At 67.1% G+C, this 17,326-nt stretch carries 16 protein-coding genes; 5 read left to right on the forward strand and 11 right to left on the reverse strand.

The features are described from left to right. Nucleotides 1–95: 95 nt before the first annotated feature. Both ASE35_RS05375 and ASE35_RS05380 read right to left on the reverse strand, forming a co-directional pair. On the reverse strand, nt 96–1,763 hold the full coding sequence (locus ASE35_RS05375; RefSeq protein WP_157489271.1) for a hypothetical protein: 1,668 nt from the start codon (nt 1,761–1,763) through the stop codon (nt 96–98). Nucleotides 1,764–1,816: 53 nt separating this feature from the next. Further along, complete coding sequence (locus ASE35_RS05380) at nt 1,817–2,533, reverse strand: hypothetical protein (RefSeq protein WP_157489272.1); 717 nt, start codon at nt 2,531–2,533, stop codon at nt 1,817–1,819. 405 nt (nt 2,534–2,938) lie between these two features. Here ASE35_RS05380 and ASE35_RS05385 point away from each other — a divergent pair, with 405 nt between their 5' ends. After that, on the forward strand, nt 2,939–3,349 hold the full coding sequence (locus tag ASE35_RS05385; RefSeq protein WP_057163157.1) for an SRPBCC family protein: 411 nt from the start codon (nt 2,939–2,941) through the stop codon (nt 3,347–3,349). 148 nt (nt 3,350–3,497) lie between these two features. On the opposite strand, the gene ASE35_RS05390 is transcribed toward ASE35_RS05385, so the two are convergent. Next, nucleotides 3,498–4,232, reverse strand: a complete 735-nt coding sequence (locus ASE35_RS05390) for a hypothetical protein (RefSeq protein ID WP_157489273.1) — start codon at nt 4,230–4,232, stop codon at nt 3,498–3,500. 336 nt (nt 4,233–4,568) lie between these two features. Here ASE35_RS05390 and ASE35_RS05395 point away from each other — a divergent pair, with 336 nt between their 5' ends. The 3 genes from ASE35_RS05395 (at nt 4,569) to ASE35_RS05405 (ending at nt 7,370) form a co-directional block, all read left to right on the forward strand. Next, nucleotides 4,569–5,228 (forward strand): methyltransferase domain-containing protein, encoded by a 660-nt coding sequence (locus ASE35_RS05395; protein ID WP_235569996.1) that lies wholly within the window; start codon nt 4,569–4,571, stop codon nt 5,226–5,228. A gap of 49 nt (nt 5,229–5,277) precedes the next feature. Continuing rightward, a complete protein-coding gene (locus ASE35_RS05400) occupies nt 5,278–5,952 on the forward strand; it encodes a response regulator transcription factor (protein ID WP_057163159.1) in 675 nt (224 codons plus the stop codon). 95 nt (nt 5,953–6,047) lie between these two features. Further along, nucleotides 6,048–7,370, forward strand: a complete 1,323-nt coding sequence (locus ASE35_RS05405) for a HAMP domain-containing sensor histidine kinase (protein ID WP_200956990.1) — start codon at nt 6,048–6,050, stop codon at nt 7,368–7,370. Between the two features lie 203 nt (nt 7,371–7,573). On the opposite strand, the gene ASE35_RS05410 is transcribed toward ASE35_RS05405, so the two are convergent. From ASE35_RS05410 to ASE35_RS05440, 7 genes are all read right to left on the reverse strand, one after another. Next, nucleotides 7,574–8,710 (reverse strand): S41 family peptidase, encoded by a 1,137-nt coding sequence (locus ASE35_RS05410; protein WP_057163161.1) that lies wholly within the window; start codon nt 8,708–8,710, stop codon nt 7,574–7,576. Between the two features lie 138 nt (nt 8,711–8,848). Next, nucleotides 8,849–11,314 (reverse strand): apolipoprotein N-acyltransferase, encoded by a 2,466-nt coding sequence (gene lnt, locus ASE35_RS05415; RefSeq protein ID WP_057163162.1) that lies wholly within the window; start codon nt 11,312–11,314, stop codon nt 8,849–8,851. A 24-nt stretch (nt 11,315–11,338) separates the two neighbouring features. Beyond that, nucleotides 11,339–11,959, reverse strand: a complete 621-nt coding sequence (locus tag ASE35_RS05420) for a hypothetical protein (protein WP_057163163.1) — start codon at nt 11,957–11,959, stop codon at nt 11,339–11,341. A gap of 78 nt (nt 11,960–12,037) precedes the next feature. Next, entirely contained in the window at nt 12,038–13,126 is a 1,089-nt protein-coding gene (locus ASE35_RS05425) for a hypothetical protein (protein WP_056174730.1), read from the reverse strand. Between the two features lie 242 nt (nt 13,127–13,368). Next, nucleotides 13,369–14,295, reverse strand: coding sequence for a CPBP family intramembrane glutamic endopeptidase (locus ASE35_RS05430; protein WP_082611122.1), 927 nt, complete (start codon nt 14,293–14,295; stop codon nt 13,369–13,371). A gap of 261 nt (nt 14,296–14,556) precedes the next feature. After that, nucleotides 14,557–15,360: an arginase family protein gene (locus tag ASE35_RS05435; protein ID WP_057163165.1), complete on the reverse strand. Its 804-nt coding sequence runs from the start codon at nt 15,358–15,360 to the stop codon at nt 14,557–14,559. 70 nt (nt 15,361–15,430) lie between these two features. Further along, nucleotides 15,431–15,847: a DUF4124 domain-containing protein gene (locus ASE35_RS05440; RefSeq protein WP_157489274.1), complete on the reverse strand. Its 417-nt coding sequence runs from the start codon at nt 15,845–15,847 to the stop codon at nt 15,431–15,433. Nucleotides 15,848–16,023: 176 nt separating this feature from the next. Between ASE35_RS05440 and ASE35_RS05445 the strand changes: the two genes are divergently transcribed. Next, complete coding sequence (locus ASE35_RS05445; protein WP_057159354.1) at nt 16,024–16,524, forward strand: hypothetical protein; 501 nt, start codon at nt 16,024–16,026, stop codon at nt 16,522–16,524. Nucleotides 16,525–16,560: 36 nt separating this feature from the next. Here the strand turns inward: ASE35_RS05445 and ASE35_RS05450 are convergent, their stop codons facing one another. Further along, nucleotides 16,561–17,175, reverse strand: coding sequence for a hypothetical protein (locus ASE35_RS05450; protein WP_057163167.1), 615 nt, complete (start codon nt 17,173–17,175; stop codon nt 16,561–16,563). Nucleotides 17,176–17,326: the final 151 nt, after the last annotated feature.

Raw genomic sequence — 17,326 nt, forward strand, 5'->3', positions numbered from 1 at the left:
ATCCGGCGTCCTTGTTCGGGACCGCCTCCGGACTGATTCGGCACTAATCCTGGCCAGGGTCTGCCGCAACCGCATAGCGTCATCGATGGCGACCATCAGGTGTGCCACACCTCGATCCTCAGCGACAGCTTCCGCGCGGTCGGCTCCGCCGGTCCGACGGTCGCTTTCAACAGACCGTTGAGTTCCCGGTTCAAGAACTGCGTGACCACGGACGGCACCTCGGGCGCGACGGCCGCCGAGGTGCTGGGCAGATAGGCGTAGTCCAGCGCCAGATCGTAGCTCGACAATATTTTCCATATCGGATCGGGCAGCCAGGACCCGTTCGGATGCTGCAAATCCGGAGGGACGTACTGGCCCATCGGCTGCGGCCGCCGCAAGCGCAGGCTCAGGCTGATCGGGTCGCCGAGGTTGAGGATGCGGATGGCGAGAATATTGTCCCGCCGTGTGTCCGCCGCGAGCGCGCTGTTGGGGCCGATGGCTTGTTCCAGATTGATGGGTGCACTGCCCTCGCCCAATTCGCCGTCCAGCCGCAGCACGGATTGGGTGACGTGCGTCGAATGGGCGCGCCTGCGCATCCTGGCCTCGGCCTGGACCAGGTAGCTGCCCAGCGTGTCCAGCGAAATCCAGATGCCGTCGTCGAACGACTCCTGCACGTCCGCGCCCGGCGCGCTTTGCGTTTGCGTGCGCGCCGGTTCCAGGATGTAACGATTGCGAAGGTCCAGCCTTTCGGCGTCGAAGCCTTCGATGGTCATGCCCAGGATTTCCGTCTGGCCGAACTCGATCGCGTGCAGCGCGACACGCAGCTGGCCGAAGATCTCCGAATACAGCATCAGCGAGTCGCGCAAGCGGCGATTGAGGCCCAGGCCGGAGTTGGTCTCGAACTGCACCACCTTGCGGCGCCACTTCTCGTCGCGTATCGCATTGCGATTCTTCGCCAAGTCGTGGTCGTAGACGGCGATCTTCTTGGCGGCCGAGATCTGGGCGATCTGGCTGTCGATCGCGGACTTCTCGTTCTGCAGACGCAGGGTTTCGTTGCGTTGGTTGGCGGTCTCGAACTTTACGCTGCGCTTGGCATCGGAGGACATCGCCGCCCAGACGATGTCGAAGACGGAACCGGAGAACAGGGCGCTGTAGGGCGCATTCGACACTTTCACCAATTCCGGCGTGCCATTACCCGGCGTCGACGTGGAATGGATCACCGGCCAATAGGACTGGACCAGCATCCGGTCGACTCGATGCTCGGACGTGTGCCCGGGAGCGTCCGCACCATGGCTGGCCATGGCCTCGGCCCAGTTCGCGATCACGGTCGCGAAAGCGGTTTGCTCCTTGCGCTTGGCGGCCAGCAAGCCGTCGTGCAGTTGTACTTCGTCGGCAAGGCGGGCCAGCTCGGCGTCCCGCAGCTTCTTGGTCTCCTCGAACTCGTAGGATTCCTGCGCGTAGTTGAACAGGTCGAGCTGCAGCGCCTCGATGCGCCGGCGCAGCTCCAGGCAATCCGACAATAGCGAGCGGGCGACGCCGATGTTCTCGAGCACGAGAAACGGATTCAGACCCGGCTCGAGCAGGGTATCCAGCACGGTGATCCGGATCTTGCCGCCTTGCTGCACGATCCCCGACAAGGGAATGTCCTTGGCCTTGTCCCGGATCAGCAGGCGCAGCTGAAGGTCCTTGTCGCGCTTCAGGAAGTCCAGCAGTTCGTCGGAATCGGTCGGAATCGGGTCCGGGTCGAATCGCAATCGCTGGATCAGCTCGTCGGGCGATTGCACCTTGGAAAACAGCGAATCCGAAGACGACGACATACGCGCACCCCCTGTGCGTTTCAGCGTTGACTACCGCCGTTTGCTCCGGGTACCGGCAGCTCCAGCGAACGAATGATCGCGCGGCCGATCTCGTCGGCCATGACGTCGAACCCGCGGCCCAGCGAAACGCCGACGTCGGCCTTGTAGGTGATGTTGCCCGTCTTGAGCTTCGCGCCGGCGTCGAAACAAGGGCCGGAATCCGGGCAAACCGTATAGGCGTAGACCTGCGCGCCGCCCAAGGACGCCCTGCCGAGCTTGGGACCCAGCCCCAACTCCAGGCCGATGGTCTGCGATCCGTCCATGCCGACGCCGAAGTTCAAGGACGTACCGGCCAGCGGCAGCGGTATCGGCGTCTCGAAGGAGCTGCCCTCCTTCAGGGACTTGGCGTCCAGGAGCATGCTCGGGGATGGAACGTAGTCGATGCTGAGGCTGGGGCCGACCTCGAAGGAACCCTTCACCGTCAACTCGAAAAAAGGAAGCCCCTGATACTCCAGCAGCGTTATCCCCAGCATCGAGGATTTGCCCTCCGCACCCCCTAGGGAATGCAAGTGGATGGCATCGGAGGGGATTCGGATCTGCGAGTCCGGCGATTCGCCGGGGTCGCCTTGCGCGGGATCTTCGGAGTCCCCGCGAGCGTCTCGTCCTCTGCGATCCAGATCGGCATCGTCGCGCTCCGCCCGCTGCGGCGGTGGCGAGACATCCATATCCGGTTGGGCGACCTGACCACGAGGGTACATGGGCATCCTTGCCTTGCCGTACGGTGCGGACCGGATCATCGCAGCACCGCCACCGGACAAAGTCAAGCGCACACCAAGCGCAAATCGAACGGGTGCCGAAGGCCGGGGGGCGTCGCGACGCCCCTCGCGATGCCGCCGTATCGTTCGAATCGGATCCGGACCGGATGCGCCTGCCCTGCCCTGGCCGAAGACAGGCTCAAAGCAACAAAAAGGCGCAACTGCCGACCATGTTGTCCTGAGCCGAGCCCTGCCCCGCCGTGACGCGCCTGGACGGGGCCGCGCGACATCCCGGTTCGGCGACATCGGCGCGGCGATCTGAAAAAATCCTCGCGAGCCTGTCGATTCGACGCCCCTCCGTTCGACGCTGCTAATGAACGCCCATTCCGGGCCGCACTGGAGCACAACATGAAGATCACCATCGAAGCCGTGGTACGCGCCGACCTGGACCAGGTCTGGAAGGCCTGGAATACCCCGGAGGACATCAAGCAGTGGAACGCCGCCAGCGACGACTGGCACACCACCCACAGCACGGTCGATCTGCGCGAGGGCGGCAAGTTCCTTTCGCGCATGGAGGCCAAGGACGGCAGCTTCGGTTTCGACTTCGAGGGCACCTACACCCGTGTGGTCCCGCAGCAGACGATCGAGTATCGGATGGAGGACGGCCGCGAAGTCCAGTCCGAGTTCGTCGCTCAGGCCGACGGCGTCCTGGTCAAGTCCACCTTCGACGCCGAGTCGGAGAACTCGCCGGAAATGCAGCGCGCCGGCTGGCAGGCGATCCTCGACAACTTCGCCCGCCACGTCGAAGCGAAGGCCTGACATCCAGCGCGCATCGCGGCGCCGTACCTGCGGCGCCGCGGTCCGCCCCGGGCCGCAGGCGGCTAGCGATTGGACAGCTGACGCCGGGCCGGCGTGCCGAGGTAGCTCGCCGGAATCCCGCCCCGTTCGACGACGGCGATCGCGGTATTTACGACTTCGTACCGATGCAAGCCCGCAGCTTGTCGCGCGCCGCGAGGCCGCCGGTCCATTCGAGTATGTAGAACACCTCGCGCTGCTTGCTGTCGAAGACCTCGAACCGATGCTGGTCCAGCATGCCGTCCAGCAGCGCGTCCGCATTCGGGGCCGCCATCAGCAGCATGCCGCCGTCTCCGCCGGTGCCCGCCATGGCCAGGTTGAAGACCTCGACGGTTTGGGGTGCTTCTCCAGTCTGATGGAGCCGGACGGTCAGCTTTCTGGGCGACTTGGGCACCGGTACGCCACGTCCGTACAGCGCCAGGTAGGCGTACGGAGAATCGCCGCCCGGGCCCAGAACGATCATGCTGCTGCCTTCGCGATAGAAACGCGCGGCGCAGTACTGTCCCGGCGCGTTGTCCTGGGCGGGCCTGAAGTTCCAGAAGCCGTCGAAGAAGGACCGATACTCCGGATCGCGCGCCATGCGTTCCTGATGCCGGCGCAGGCTTTCCGCCTCCTCTCTGCGCGAGCGATCCAGCATCTCCTGCAACTCCGCGGCCGAGAAGTTGGGTTCGTAGCCTTCCCAGCCATCGTCGTCTTCATCGTCGCCGCCGTTGCAACACGGAGGCGTCGCGGCGATATCGTTCATCGCTCGCGCATGCGCGGCCATTTCCGCTTGATTGGCTTGAGCGGAACCGATTACGCACGCGAATACCAGTGCGAAAAACCGAATCGTAGCGATTTTGTGCATGAAGGCTTGCTCTCCGGACAACCTTGGTCGACGGGCAACCGATTCGGCTGGGAACCAATGCCATAGGCTGCCCCTCAAGTTCAAGGGAAAACCACTGCAGCGGAGCCGCTTCCAATCCGTTCGCTGCCCGAAGACCAAACTAGCATGCGACACCCGCCCCGCTCCCCTGTTGCCACTGGGACCAACAGCACCAAGGCATGGACGACCGTCATGCCCGCAGCGCCCATTCGACCGTGCCCCAATCGGAACCCAAGTCCCGGCGCAGGGGGAGAGCACGCAATGTTGGCGCAACCTTCCTTCCTAAGATCGGACTCTCGCCTGCCCTGTGGAGTTCGAATGAGTCCAGCATCGCTACCTCAAACCCCGCACGAATCCGCGCCGCTGGACTCTTCCGCGGCCGCCTACCCCGGATGGCGCGACCTCTGGTCGTTCCTGCGTACCTGGCGGCGCTCGCCTGGACGCGTCGGAGCGATCGCGCCGTCCAGCGTCGCGCTGGCCCGCTTGATTACCAGCGAGGTAGCGGCAGCCCCCGGCCGGGTATTGGAATTGGGGCCCGGCACCGGCGTATTCACCCGCGCCTTGCTCGAACGAGGGGTTCGCGAGGAGGATCTGGTTCTGGTCGAGGCGGCACCGGAGTTCGCCGCACTGCTGGAGCGGCGCTTTCCGGCGGCGCAGGTCCTGCGCGCCGACGCCCGCTACCTTCCGCACCCGCTCTCGCGGGTCGGCAGCCCAGTCTCCGCCGTGGTCAGTGGCCTGCCCTTGCGCAACCTGTCGCGACGGCATCGGCTCGCCGTGCTGCTCGGCGCATTCGGCCATCTTGCCGTCGACGGCGCGTTCTACCAGTTCACTTATGGCGCACGCTTCCCATTGCCGCGCTCGTGGACGGACCGTCATGGCTTCAAGGTGCAAAGGCTGGGTCGCGTGTACGGCAATCTGCCTCCCGCGACGGTGTATCGGGTAACACGACGGGCGGCCTCGCGCTGGATCGGAGCATGAGCCTGCGATGGCGGTGGCAGAATGCAGCCTACGCGACAGGGTCGGACCCATGCGCATCTTGCTGATCGAAGACGAGCTCGAGTTCGCCGCGGCCCTGACGCAGGCCCTGAAGCGCTACGACATGGTCGCCGACCACGTCCCCACCCTGGGCGAAGGGCAAGCGGCCGCGATGGGCGACGTCCACGACGCGATCGTGCTCGATAGAAGCCTGCCCGACGGCGATGGGGTCGCCTTGATACCGCGTTTGCGCGCAATGGGCCTGCGCACGCCGGTAATCGTGCTGACCGCGCGCGGAGATCTGACCGATCGCGTCGTCGGCCTGGACGCCGGCGCCGACGATTATCTGGTCAAGCCCTTCGCGATCGAGGAGCTGCTTGCCCGGCTGCGTGCCGTGTTGCGCCGGCCGGCGCGGATGGCATCCGACACGATACGCGTGGGCCTGCTTGCGTTCGACCTGGTGGAACGGCTGGCGGAGGTCGCGGGACGACCGCTGGAACTGCCGCGCCGCGAACTGTTGCTGCTCGAAGCCCTGCTGCGACGCCGCGGCCGCACCGTGATGCGCAGCGTGATCGAAGAGTCCGTCTATGGATTCGACGACGACATACAGTCGAACACACTCGATTCCCATGTTTCCCGCTTGCGCCGCAAGTTGGCCGAAGCCGGCGCCGGCGTGGAGATCCACAGCATCCGCGGCATCGGTTACCTGCTGCGGGAGGCGGCGTGACCCGATCGCGCCCGCACTCGCTGAAGCAGCGCCTGCTGTGGAGACTGCTGGCACTGCAAGGCGCGCTCCTGGCGGTCTTCGGATTGCTGATCGTATTGGCGCTGTACAGCAGCAACGTCGCCAAGGACGCCGACAATGCGGTCGAGATTCTGCAGGAGGCATTGACGCTGGACGACCGCGGCCGGATGAGCTTGCGCGAAACGCCGGACCTTATGGAACTGCGCCGGGAAATTCCGGCCCTGTGGTACGTCATCCGCGATCGGCGAGGCCGCGAACTGCGCCATGGTCCGATTCCGCCGGAGTTCGCCTCTATCGGCGGCGCGTTGGACCAGGTCAGTCAGGCCCGGCTGGGATACCTGATAGACGACGACAAGGCGACCGGCGCGCGCCTCAAGCGGGTCGACACTCCGTACGGCAGGGTCCAGATACTGACGACCGAAGAAGGCCGGGTGATGGCGCCCGGCCGCGCGAGCTGGCTGATTCTGTCGGTCTTGGTCACCGTCCTGCTGCCGTTACTGGTCCTGATGACCTTGGTCACCCTGATCGCCACCCCCAAGGTCGTGCGTTGGTCCTTGAAGAGCCTGGAGCCCGTCGTCGACACCGCGCGCAAGCTCGATGTCGAACAGCGCGGAGCGCGTCTGCCCGAAGCCGGCGTGCCCGAGGAAGTGCTTCCCTTGGTGTCGGCGGTCAACGACGCCCTGGGGCGCTACGACGAAGGCCACGAAAGACGCCGACGCTTCCTGGTGGACGCCGCGCACGAGCTGCGCACTCCCGTCGCGATACTCAACGCCCGCCTGGAGTCGATGCCCCCCTCCCCCGACCGGGCACGACTCCTGCAGGACGTCGCGCGATTGTCCGTGCTGGCCGAGCACTTGCTGAACCTGCAGCGCCTGGATCGAAGCAACCCGAATTTCCAACCGATCGACCTGGTCGACCTGGGCCGGCAAACCGCCGCCAACCTGGCGCCGCTGGCGATTTCCGCCGGTTACGAGCTCGCATTCGAAACCGTTACCGACGCGGCCCGGGTCGCGGGCGACGCGCTGGCGTTGGAACGCGTCCTGGTGAATCTGGTTCAGAACGCCATCGAGCACGGCGGCAATAGCGGCGCGATCACGATCTTCGTCGGTCGCGATAGCGGCCACGGCATTATCGAAGTATCCGACCAAGGCCCCGGCATTCGTCCCGAGTATCGCGAGAAAGTGTTCGAACGCTTCTATCGCGTCCGGGGCAACCAACGCGGCAGCGGGCTGGGATTGAATCTGGTCCGCGACATCGTGCGACTGCACCGGGGCTCCATCGAGATCGTGGACGCGCCGCGGCAAGGCGCTTGTTTCAGATTGGCCTTGCCCTTGGCGCGTTCGCAGCATGCGAAGCTCGGCACGGACCGCGACGTGACCGCGGCGCAGGACGGCGCTTGAACCGGCCCACCGGGCCTATGCAAGCCTGCGCGCGGCGCAGGCTTGCGCAAGGCCAGTCGGCGTAGGGATTGTCGACGAAGAATCGGCAGTTCCCGGCGTCGTTGATGGCATTGACAGGATTGTTCGTCGCGGGATGTCGCGCATTCGTCGTTCCGTCGCCATCTCCCACTCGCCTGCCTGCCCGTTCCGAAGCGCGGACTCTTTCAAGCGCCGGCCAGCGTCAAGGCTTTGGCCAAAGCTTCGTCGGCCGGAACTTCGATATCGGGAACGATGCCGACGCCCTCCCAATCCTTGCCGGTGTCCGGATCATAGGTGCGTCCTACCGGGATGAACGCGGCCAGGCCCGCACCGATGGGCTCGATGCCGCCGAAGTGATTGGCGCCCGCGGTACGCTCGCCGATCAACGTGCCTCGGTGGGTGCGCTGCAAGGCGAGAGCGAAATGTTCGCCCGCCGAACGCGTGCGTTTGGAGGTCAGGTAGAACACCTTGGCCTGGCGCAGGCGGCGTTCGGCCGGGTCGGGAATGGCCACATGCTGGCGTACCAGCTGGTTCGCGGCACCCGGGACGGTACGCAGCGTCGGGGTTGCGAACGGCACCGGACCTCGCCCTGGCCTCTCGTTCTTCGCCACCGACATTTCCACCAGCACCGTTTCTTGCGCGAACAAGAAAGGAAACAAGGCGTCCATCTCCGCCAGTCCGCCGCCCCGCGCCAAGCTGCGCGTGTCGATGATGACGGCCTTGGCGTTCGCATGGTCTTGCACGAAGGCCCGGATCGCCGCCACGGACGCCGGTTCGCCAGCGAACTGGTTGAAGCGTATGTAGGCCACACCGTCCGCGATCCACTTGGTCTCGGCGACGCTGGGCAGGTCGATCGGAGCCAGTGCGGATACCCGACTCGGCGCTCCGCTCGCCGCCGGCATGCGTTGCGGCGATGCTCCCGCACTTCCGGTACCCGTCGGCGCGGGGCCAACGACTCGCCGCGGACCGTTGGACACGGGCCCGGCGCCCGCGCCGAGGTCCGGCGCCAGATCGACGCGCAGATGACCATCGGCCGCGACCGCTTGCAGGTCCAGGGTCAGGCGCTGCGCCAGGTCCTTGGCGTCGTCGATGTCCGCGTACTCGCCCGCGCTTAGCTTGCTACGCAGCATGTCCGCGTAACGCCGGCCCACGCCCGGATCGACGAAGCGCGTCGCCAATTTGTCCGCCAGGGTCTCGATCGCCGCCGGATAGGGATCGTCCGGGTCCGCGGCGAAGGCCGGCGAAACGATCGCGAGCAGTGCGGACAGGCCGATGGCTAGCAGGCCCGGGTATATGCCGGAGTTGGTCTCATGGTGGCGCATGGCGGATCCTCGCGGGCTAAGCCAGATCCCAGTACGGATGCCGGCCGTGGCCGATTGGTCGCAAGCGGGCTCTGCTTGCCCTCGCCTGCCCGGCTCCGCACCCCCGAACGCCACCCCCGAAGTCGGACGATAGACCGCTTATCCCGTGGAGATCAGACGAAACGCCAGCCAAGCCGGAACGCCCAGATAAAACGCCAGACGGCCCAGCCATTCCAAGGCGTCGCGCAGCGCGGCCAGGTGCGCGGAGCGCAGCGCTATCGCCAACGCCACCGCCGTTTCGATCGCGATCCGCAGCACGGCGGCGAACAGCATCAGGCCGATCGACCAGGACGCCCACCAGATCAGCAACCCCGTCAGGTAGGCCGCCAGCCCGTAGCTGTAGTACTCGCCGAAGCTGCCGCCGAAGGCGATGACCTGGTGCAGACGAAACGCCACCAGCGCCAGCAGCAAAGGGAATAGCGCGAACTTCACCAGCGCGTGATCCAGCCGCGGCCGGCGTGCGTCCGCACGCGTTTGGGCCAGATCGGCCAACGCGTTCGTCAGGCGCCCTCCCCCGTCCACCGCTGTGCCGGTCGCGGCCAACAGGCGCCGCAAGGCATGCGGCCGAGACAGCGCCAGGGCGCGTGTCCAGTAAGGCCCCTCGGCCAAGCGCAGGTCGACGCCGCTGCGTGGCAGCGGCAGCCGCCAGGGACGCAAGGCGGCGATCGAGGCCAGGGGCATCTCGATCCGTTGCCGGCGTTGGTCCAGCACCAGCAACGGCCCTTCCACGCGCGCTTGCGCGAGGAACGCGCGCTCGATCGCCCAGGCCGCTAGCGCCGGCGCCACCACCGCGGCGGCGAAGATCTTCAGCTGCGACAAGGATTGGATCTGCAGGCCGATGCGCGACAGCATGTCGTAGGCCAGCCACAGCAAGCCCACGCCCGCGCACAGCCTCAACGCGCCGGCCGCCATACGCCACAATGGCGTGAGCGCGACGACCGCTACCGTCGATTCGTCTTTCGGCACGGCGGCGGCACGGCGGTAGCGGACGCGCCAGACGCTCAATGCGGCCAACGCGAGCAGGAACACCGCGCCCGCACGCCCCACCCAGTCGCCCCAGCGCACCATCAAGGTCGGCGCCGGATCGCGGGCGCTGACGAAGGCGGTGAGCACGGCCTGATCGCCCATCGACGTACTCGCCAGCACTTCGCCGGTGTCGTCGATGATGGCGCTGAGTCCGTTGGTGGTGACGCGCACCTGCGGCAGCCGCGTCTCGATGCTGCGGAAGGCCGCGACCGCCAGATGCAATCGGGCGCCGACCGGATAGGCGGTGAACCAGGAATCGTTGGACATGCCGATGATGGCCTGCGCCCCCAAGCGTGCGCCGTCGATGGCCAGGTCGGTATGCACGTCGTCCAGACAGATCAGCGGCACCACGTTGACTTCGCGCCCGTCCGCGCTGCGCAAGGGCAGCACGCGCGCGCCCTCGCCCGGGCGCCAGCCGCCGGCCCACGGCAGCAAGCCGCGCAACCAGGGGCCGTCCAGCCAACGCGGCACGTATTCGGTCAGCGGAAACGGATAGGTCTTGCGATAAGCGCCGAGCAGGCCCTTGCCGGGTTCGAGGAACGCAGCCGCGTTGTACTCGCCCTGCTCGTCGCGGTCGTAGGTGCCGAACACCAGCGGCACTCCGGCGGCATCGACGAAGCCTTGGATCTCCCGATCCAGGGCTGCGCCGTCTTCGCTGCGCGGGCTACCGAAACTGGTGGGATAGACGGTTTCCGACCACAGCAGCACGTCCGCGTCGTGGTCGCGGATCGCCGACCAGGACAAGGCGTAATGGGTATCGAGCACGTGGCGGACCACCGCGTAGGCGCCCATTTCCTCGCGCAGCCGCTCGTAGTCGGTAATGCTGGCCTGGACCATGGCCACGCGCAGCGTCGCCGCATCGGCTATCGCGGGCGCCTGCAAGGCGGCGCGCCGCAGCAGGCCGTAGCCGGCCATGCAGGCCACGATCAGCGCCGCCAGCGCCAACGGCCGCAGCGCCGCGCGCAAGCCGCGTTCGCGTTGGCGGATGGCGAAGGCCAGCGCCTCGTTGACCAGCAGCAGTACCAGGGTGATGCCCGCGGCGCCGCCGAGGTCCGCCATCTGGCGCAGGACCGCGGACGGAAACAGGCCGTGCCCCAGGGTGTCGCCCAACAGCTTGGGCAGCAGCCATTCGCAGGCCACCCAGGCCGAGGCCGCGGCCAACGCGCGCAGCAGCGGCCCGTAGCGGCGTCCGGTCAGTTGGCGGACCAGTGCGTAGGCGATGAACTGCGGCTGCAGCAACGGCGCCAATAGCAGCAGCGCCACCGTCGCCGTCGCCGCGCCCACGCCAGTGTAGGCGCCGATCGCCGCGCCGAACCAATGAAACGCCGCGGCCACGAAGGCGACGCTCATCAGCGCGCCTATCGCCAGCACGCGCTGCAAGCTGCGATCGGTATCGAGCGCCAGCAGCCAAGGCACCAAGGCGACGAAGCCCAGCCCCCAGGCGGGGCCGCCGCGAGCGTATAGGCCGAGCAACAAGGCGGTGGCGAGGATGCCGGCGAGGCTGCGCCAGCGGGACGTAGACAACCGTTCCTTGGTCAAGTCGAAGAACTCCGTGTAGCGGTCTTAGCGCGGAGGAATGCGGACCTGCCGCAACGGCATGCCCGGTGGCGCGAGCGCGGGCGGAACGACGCGATCGGACGGCATCTGAATCGGCCGGCCTTGCGGATCGTAGAGCGTGAAGTCGGGCGCGAACATCAGGATCGGTTCGATCGCGACGCCTTCGTCGGTGACCTGGTGATGGCGGACATAACCCTCGGGCAGGTCGTAGCCCTCCGGCACGGCCAGTCCCGCCAGCGGCGGGCTGGTGCCGGGCGGATTGAACGCGCCCAGACCGGTGCGCACGCCGGCCTGCTGCAAGGCCTCGATCACCTGCGCGCCGCTGGGTTCCGGATCGCCGGGTTGGAAGTAGGCCGCCAGATCGTCGGGATCCTGGCTGGGCATGGCCTCGGGCTCCTGCATCGATGCGGCCTGCAGCTTCGGGCGCGCGTACGGCGGCCGGCCCTCGATCAGGCCGGCCGTCGCATCGTCTTGCGCGCCGGCCTGTGCGGCGAGCGCGTTGTTGCGATCAGCGGATTCTGGCTTGAGCACCCACCAGGCCGACGCCGCGACCAGCGCGACGAGGATGCAAACCGCCCACGGCAGCCATCTGCCGCGGGCGGTGGGCGGCTTCGCGATCACACGCATGCCCTCGCCGTCCGCTCGGGACGACGGGGTACGCGGCTGGCTGCGCTTGGCCACGAGGCGGGTTTCCTAGCCCATCCGTCAGGGCGTGGCCGGCTGATACACCGACAGCGCCCAGCCCATGCGCTCGTGTCCGTACTGGTTCCAGATCGGGCTGCGGCCGTTGCTGAAGCTGGAGTAGCGCGGCGCGCCGCTGCCGGTGCTGCCGCCCCAGAGCCCGGCCGACACGGTACCGCCGGTGTAGGTGGGATGGGTGTCGTCGGACTGGATGTAGTCGAACGAGCTGGAGGACGAGACGAACTTGGTGTTGGCGTCGCGCAAGGTCGCACGCAGGGTGACCGCGGTGCGGTTGATGTAGCTGGCCTCGCTTTCGCCGGACACGTAGCGCAGTGCGTCGGCATCGATCTGGCCGTCGCCGTTGCTGTCGTAGTCCGCGCCCATGTACTGGGCGAAGCTGTCCGCGCACTGGAAGCCCTTCTGGCGGGCGTATTCGCACATCCAGTAGTTCATCTTGGCGATCGCGGGCAGGAAGCGATCGCGCATATTCACCGTTTGACCGGTGCTGGCGTCGCGGCAGGAGCTCTGCACGTTGTCGGCGTTGTAACCCGGGTAGTACAGGTTGGAGATCACCTTGAGACGGGTGTTGGCGTGCGCATTGGTATTGATGTAGTCCATCGCCGCCGACACGTAGGTCTTGCAGGAATTGACCGCCGCGTCCAGGCCGCTGTAATCGCAGGTTCCGGTCTGCGACTTGAAGGCGGAACGCGCCTGCAGGCCGTCGTTGCCGCACATTTCGAAGCTCACCACGCGGGTGGTCGCGGCCTGCATGTAGGAACGCTCGGCCACGATCTTGTTCTCGTAGACGTCGCGCGCCACGGCGCCGGACTTGGCGCGGCGGATGCTTTCGATGTCGGCGTTCCAACGCGCCGACAGGTATTCGGCGTCCACCGTCGGCGCCGAGTAGCGCGCCGCGTTGCTGATCGAGCCGTTGTAGCCGGCGAAGATCGAATCGCCGTACGCGACGACGCGGTACTTGGTGCTGGTCCCGGCCCGGTCGATGGTCCACGACACGTTCTGGTTGAGCGTGCTGGCCATGGCCGGAGCCGCGAGCGCAAGCAGCGCAGCAGCCGACAGCCACCGCCCCGCCCTGGTGCGGAACAGAGTCTTCATCCTTAATTCCCCTTCGAAATGATGTGCGCCACGGACACCGGTTGGTGCCCGCTGAGAAAACGCTAAACCCGATCACGATGAGGACGCCCGCAGTTTTCCGGGCGTCTCTCCCCCTACCATCGCCCCCAGACGCTAGCGTACGGTCCGGGGCGGCGCAATGTGCGCTGCAACAGTCGCGACGGGCTGCATCACGTTTTCGCATATGGCCGACCTGCGTCGGGCCAGGCTGCGCGCGCTTGCGATCATTGCGAGGGCGCGTGCGGCAGCGGGTCCGCATCGGCTGCAGCCGCCGCGGGTACCGAACCCTTCCACTTCCACAGGATCGAAATCAGGATCGCGTCCACGACCACCGCGAAGATGCTGGCTTCGGGGCCGAAACTGCCGCCGGTCACCCACTGCGGCCGGTCCAGCAGTTGCGGATGGAACCAGCCCGCGTGCGCGAAGCCGCTGACGTCGAAGCCCAACAGATAACCCTGCGCCCAGTTCCAACCCAGGTGGATGCCGACGGGCATGGCCAGACTGCGCGTGCGCAGATAGGCCAGGCCCAGCAGGACCGCGCCCAGGAACAGTTCGATCGTCGCCCAGACCAGGGTGCCGCCCTGCATGTCCGGGTTGCCCCAGTGACTGCTCGCGAACAGCAGGCCCAAGGCCAATTGCGCGACCCACACGCCGGCGCCGGCGATCAGTCGCTGGAATACGAAGCCTCGGAACAGGGTTTCCTCGAACAAGGCCACGAACAAGAAGATGTAGAGGCCATAGGCCAGCAGGCCGAAGCTGCGCGCCGGGTCCAGTTCCAGCCGCACGCCGCCGACCGCCCAGATCATCGCGACCGCAAGCACGGCCGTCGTCAAGCCAAGCAAGGAACCCACGCCCAGCTCCCTGGCCCAGCGCGCATTCAACACGAAACCGATGCTGGACAGCGGCTCCTTGCGCAGACGCACGCAGATCCAGGTGACCAGCAGCAGGAAGACGAAGCGCAGCGGTTCCAGGGCCTCCTGCGACGCGCCCCAGCCCTGCAGCGCCCGGCTCACCGGGGTGTAGACGAAACGGCTGGCGAACATCAGCGCGGCGAAGATCAGGATCCACCAGCCGTTGCGCACGCGTCCGTTCGAGTCGAGAAATAGGCGTTTCAAGGTGTCCTCGGGGCGATGTCGGGTGACGACAGGCATGTGCTCGTCGGTTGCCGACGGTCAGGATCGTGCCGGCGAATATATCTTCACGTGAAGATACTCGATGTAAACACTATCCCGCTGAGACCGCAACTGACGGCGGTCATGGCGCAGGCAAGGGTGCCGTGCCTGCGCTCCAAGGCAGTCGCGTCCGCATTAGCCCGCGGAAGTCTCCATAAAGGCGTCGGCGCTTGGCTGCGGGGCGGGCCGGGAACGGACGCGCCCCGGTCGATACGACCGGTTCGGTGCGCGGTTAGGGCCTCAACGGCGCAGGGCCGCCTCGCACAGGCGCGCGATCACCCCGCTGCCCTGCTCCGCTTCCAGCGCGTCGGCGGGCGAGAACTCGGTCAGGGTAAGTCCGACCAGATCCGCCGCCTCGGCGATGCGACGCACCAGGGCGACCGCATCGTCCACGCGCAGATCGCCATCGGTATAGGCCAGGTAGGGAAACTCGCTGGGTTCGAGCACGTCGAGGTCGAAGTGGATGTGCACGGGCCCGTTGGGAAGCTGCGTCGGGTCCAGGGTCTGCAGGTCCAGTTCGCGCCGCAGCGCCCAGTCGCCTTCGTCTCCGACGTGGATGCCGAAGTAGCGCAAGCGCCCGGGATCGAGCGGCGCGCCCATTAGCGACCGCATCGGCGCGGGCGCGCGGCCAAGGACGGCCGCGACCGGCATGCCATGGAAGCTGCCGCTGGGCGAGGTTTCGGGCGTGTTCGCATCGAGGTGGGCATCGATCCAGATCACGGTGAGCTGCGGATGGGTGCGATGCAGATGATCGATCACCGCGATATCGACGGCACAGTCGCCACCGGCGGTCAGCACGCGTTTGGCGCCCGAGCGCGCGAGGATGTTCTGGGCATCGCGGAACTGCTCGAGGATCGCACTCCAGCGCCGCACGCCGTGGGCGTCGCCCTCGGCGGCGCTTACCGGCACCCGCTGCAGGGGCGCGAAGCGCGCGCAGACCGCGGCGGCGGCCGCGGCACCGCGCGCCAGGTTGCGATGGCGTCCGGAGCCCTGCCATTGCGGGTACGCCAGAACCAGGTCGAACGCGTTGGAATTCGGTGGCATCGGTTCATTCCCTCCAGGACGCCGCGCGCGGTGCCGGCCGGATCGCTTCGCCGCGCGCTCCCCCATCAGCCTACTTGCAGGCGTCGTACACCCTGTCGTTCAAGGCCCGGCGCGCGTCGTAGCCTACGTCGTCGTTGTGCTGACGCAGGATGGCCTCGCGTCGGGCCTTGGCCGCCGCGCAGGCGTCGGTTGCGGCCGGCGACGGTGCGTAGGCGGCGCTGGCCCGCGAACCGTCGGTGCCGGCCAGGCGCGATAAGTACCGCGAATCCGCCTCGCCTTGTTTACGCCGATAGTGGCGCCGCCACAATTCGTCGTTGCTAGGCGGCGGCGCCGGCGTTGCGTCCCAGGACTTCACCGCCTTCTGCGCGGGCGCGCAGGGCTCGCTTTGATAGCTGACCGCTCCGCCCTTGCCGACGCACTTGTGCACGCTTTGGCCCTGGACCGTGCCAGCGAACGCCAGCAACAGGCATGCGAGTCCGATTCGCATCCATCACCCCCCGGTTGATAAGCGCAGGCTAGCAGACCTGAGCCGCGGCGCCCTGGCCCCCGCAACGCACGGTCACGAACCGCCGCCTGAACGCTGCGCCGCTCGCTGCGGGACTGGCTGGCCGATCGCTCTGGCGCGACGCGATACTGTGGGCCGATGCCCTATTCGGAATCCCTATGCGTAGCCTTCTGCTGACGGCCCTGTTGCTGCCGTGGTGCGCTTGCGCTGCCGAGGCCACGCCGGAGCAAGCCGTGTCGACGTTGTGGCGCGCCTCGTCCAATGAAGCCGGAGGCAGCGCGGATCTGACCGCGCTGGAACGGCTATTCCATGCCGATGCGGTGGTCTTCGGCGGCCGCTACAAGGACGGCGCGCCGGTGGTTCGGCGCTGGTCCGCCGCCGATTTCCTGAAAAACTTCCAGGGCGTGCGCAAGCAAGGCTTCCACGAATGCGAAGTCGCGCGCGTGGTCCACACCTACGATCGTTTCGCGGTGGCCTACAGCGTGGTCGAATCCCGGGCCGACAAGCACGCGGCGCGTCCGGACTTCGTCGGCGTCAACAGCGTCCAGCTCTACAAGGTGGGCACGCAGTGGCAGGTGCTGTCCTTGTACTACCACGTCGAGAAGCAGGGGTCGCCGATTCCGACCGACGCTGGACGCTCGGGGCAGTGCATCGGTTAAGCGCCCGGACTGCCGGGGTCCCGCGCCTTGGCGGCCTCAGTCCGGCAATAAGCTCCACTGCGAACCCTGCAGTTGGAAGCGCACCCGTTTGGAGCCTGCGCCGGCACCGGGCGTATGCAGTTGCGCATCGCATTCGACCGCGCCGCTGTCGCGGTCCAGATCGCAGGACTCCAGCGCGGCGACTTCGAGGGCGAGCGCGAACCGACGATACTCGGCGGCGCGCCGGGCATCGGTTTCGCGCGCGCCCAGCGCCTGCAAATGTTCGCGCAGCAGCGCTTGCGCGCTGCCCAGGGTCGGTTGCGGAGCCTCGATATCGGACCGTTTGACCAGCCGCCAGTGCGCACCGTCCAGGTCGAAGGCGAAGACCTGATACGCATCGCGCATCGGCGCTTCGATCTTGACGATGCAGGCGGTCTGCGCGGGGACCAGCGACTGACACCCTTGCACGAGCGAGAACTTCAGCGATTCCAGCAAGGCCCGGCCGAGCGGCGACGCCGCCGCCTGGGGCCCGGCCCGTTCCGCGCTCAAGGCCGCGTACAAGGCGGCATTGGCCTGATCCAGGGTCGGCGCCGCATCCAGGGCCAGGGCCTGACCCGACGCGAGCGACAGGACGAATAAAGCATAACGGCGTGCGAGCGCGGTGAGCGGCATTCGGGAAGACTGCGTGGAGCGGACGAAGACCGCGGGCGGCATAGTCTAAAGGCACGGCGCTATCGACGAAGGAGCAGGACGCCACCGTCGCAGCGCCTCCGCTTCGGCTGTCAAGCCTCTTGAGTTCACCGTCGTCCGGCCTACTCGGGCC

The organism is Lysobacter sp. Root916, assembly GCF_001429785.1.
GTDB lineage: Bacteria > Pseudomonadota > Gammaproteobacteria > Xanthomonadales > Xanthomonadaceae > Lysobacter.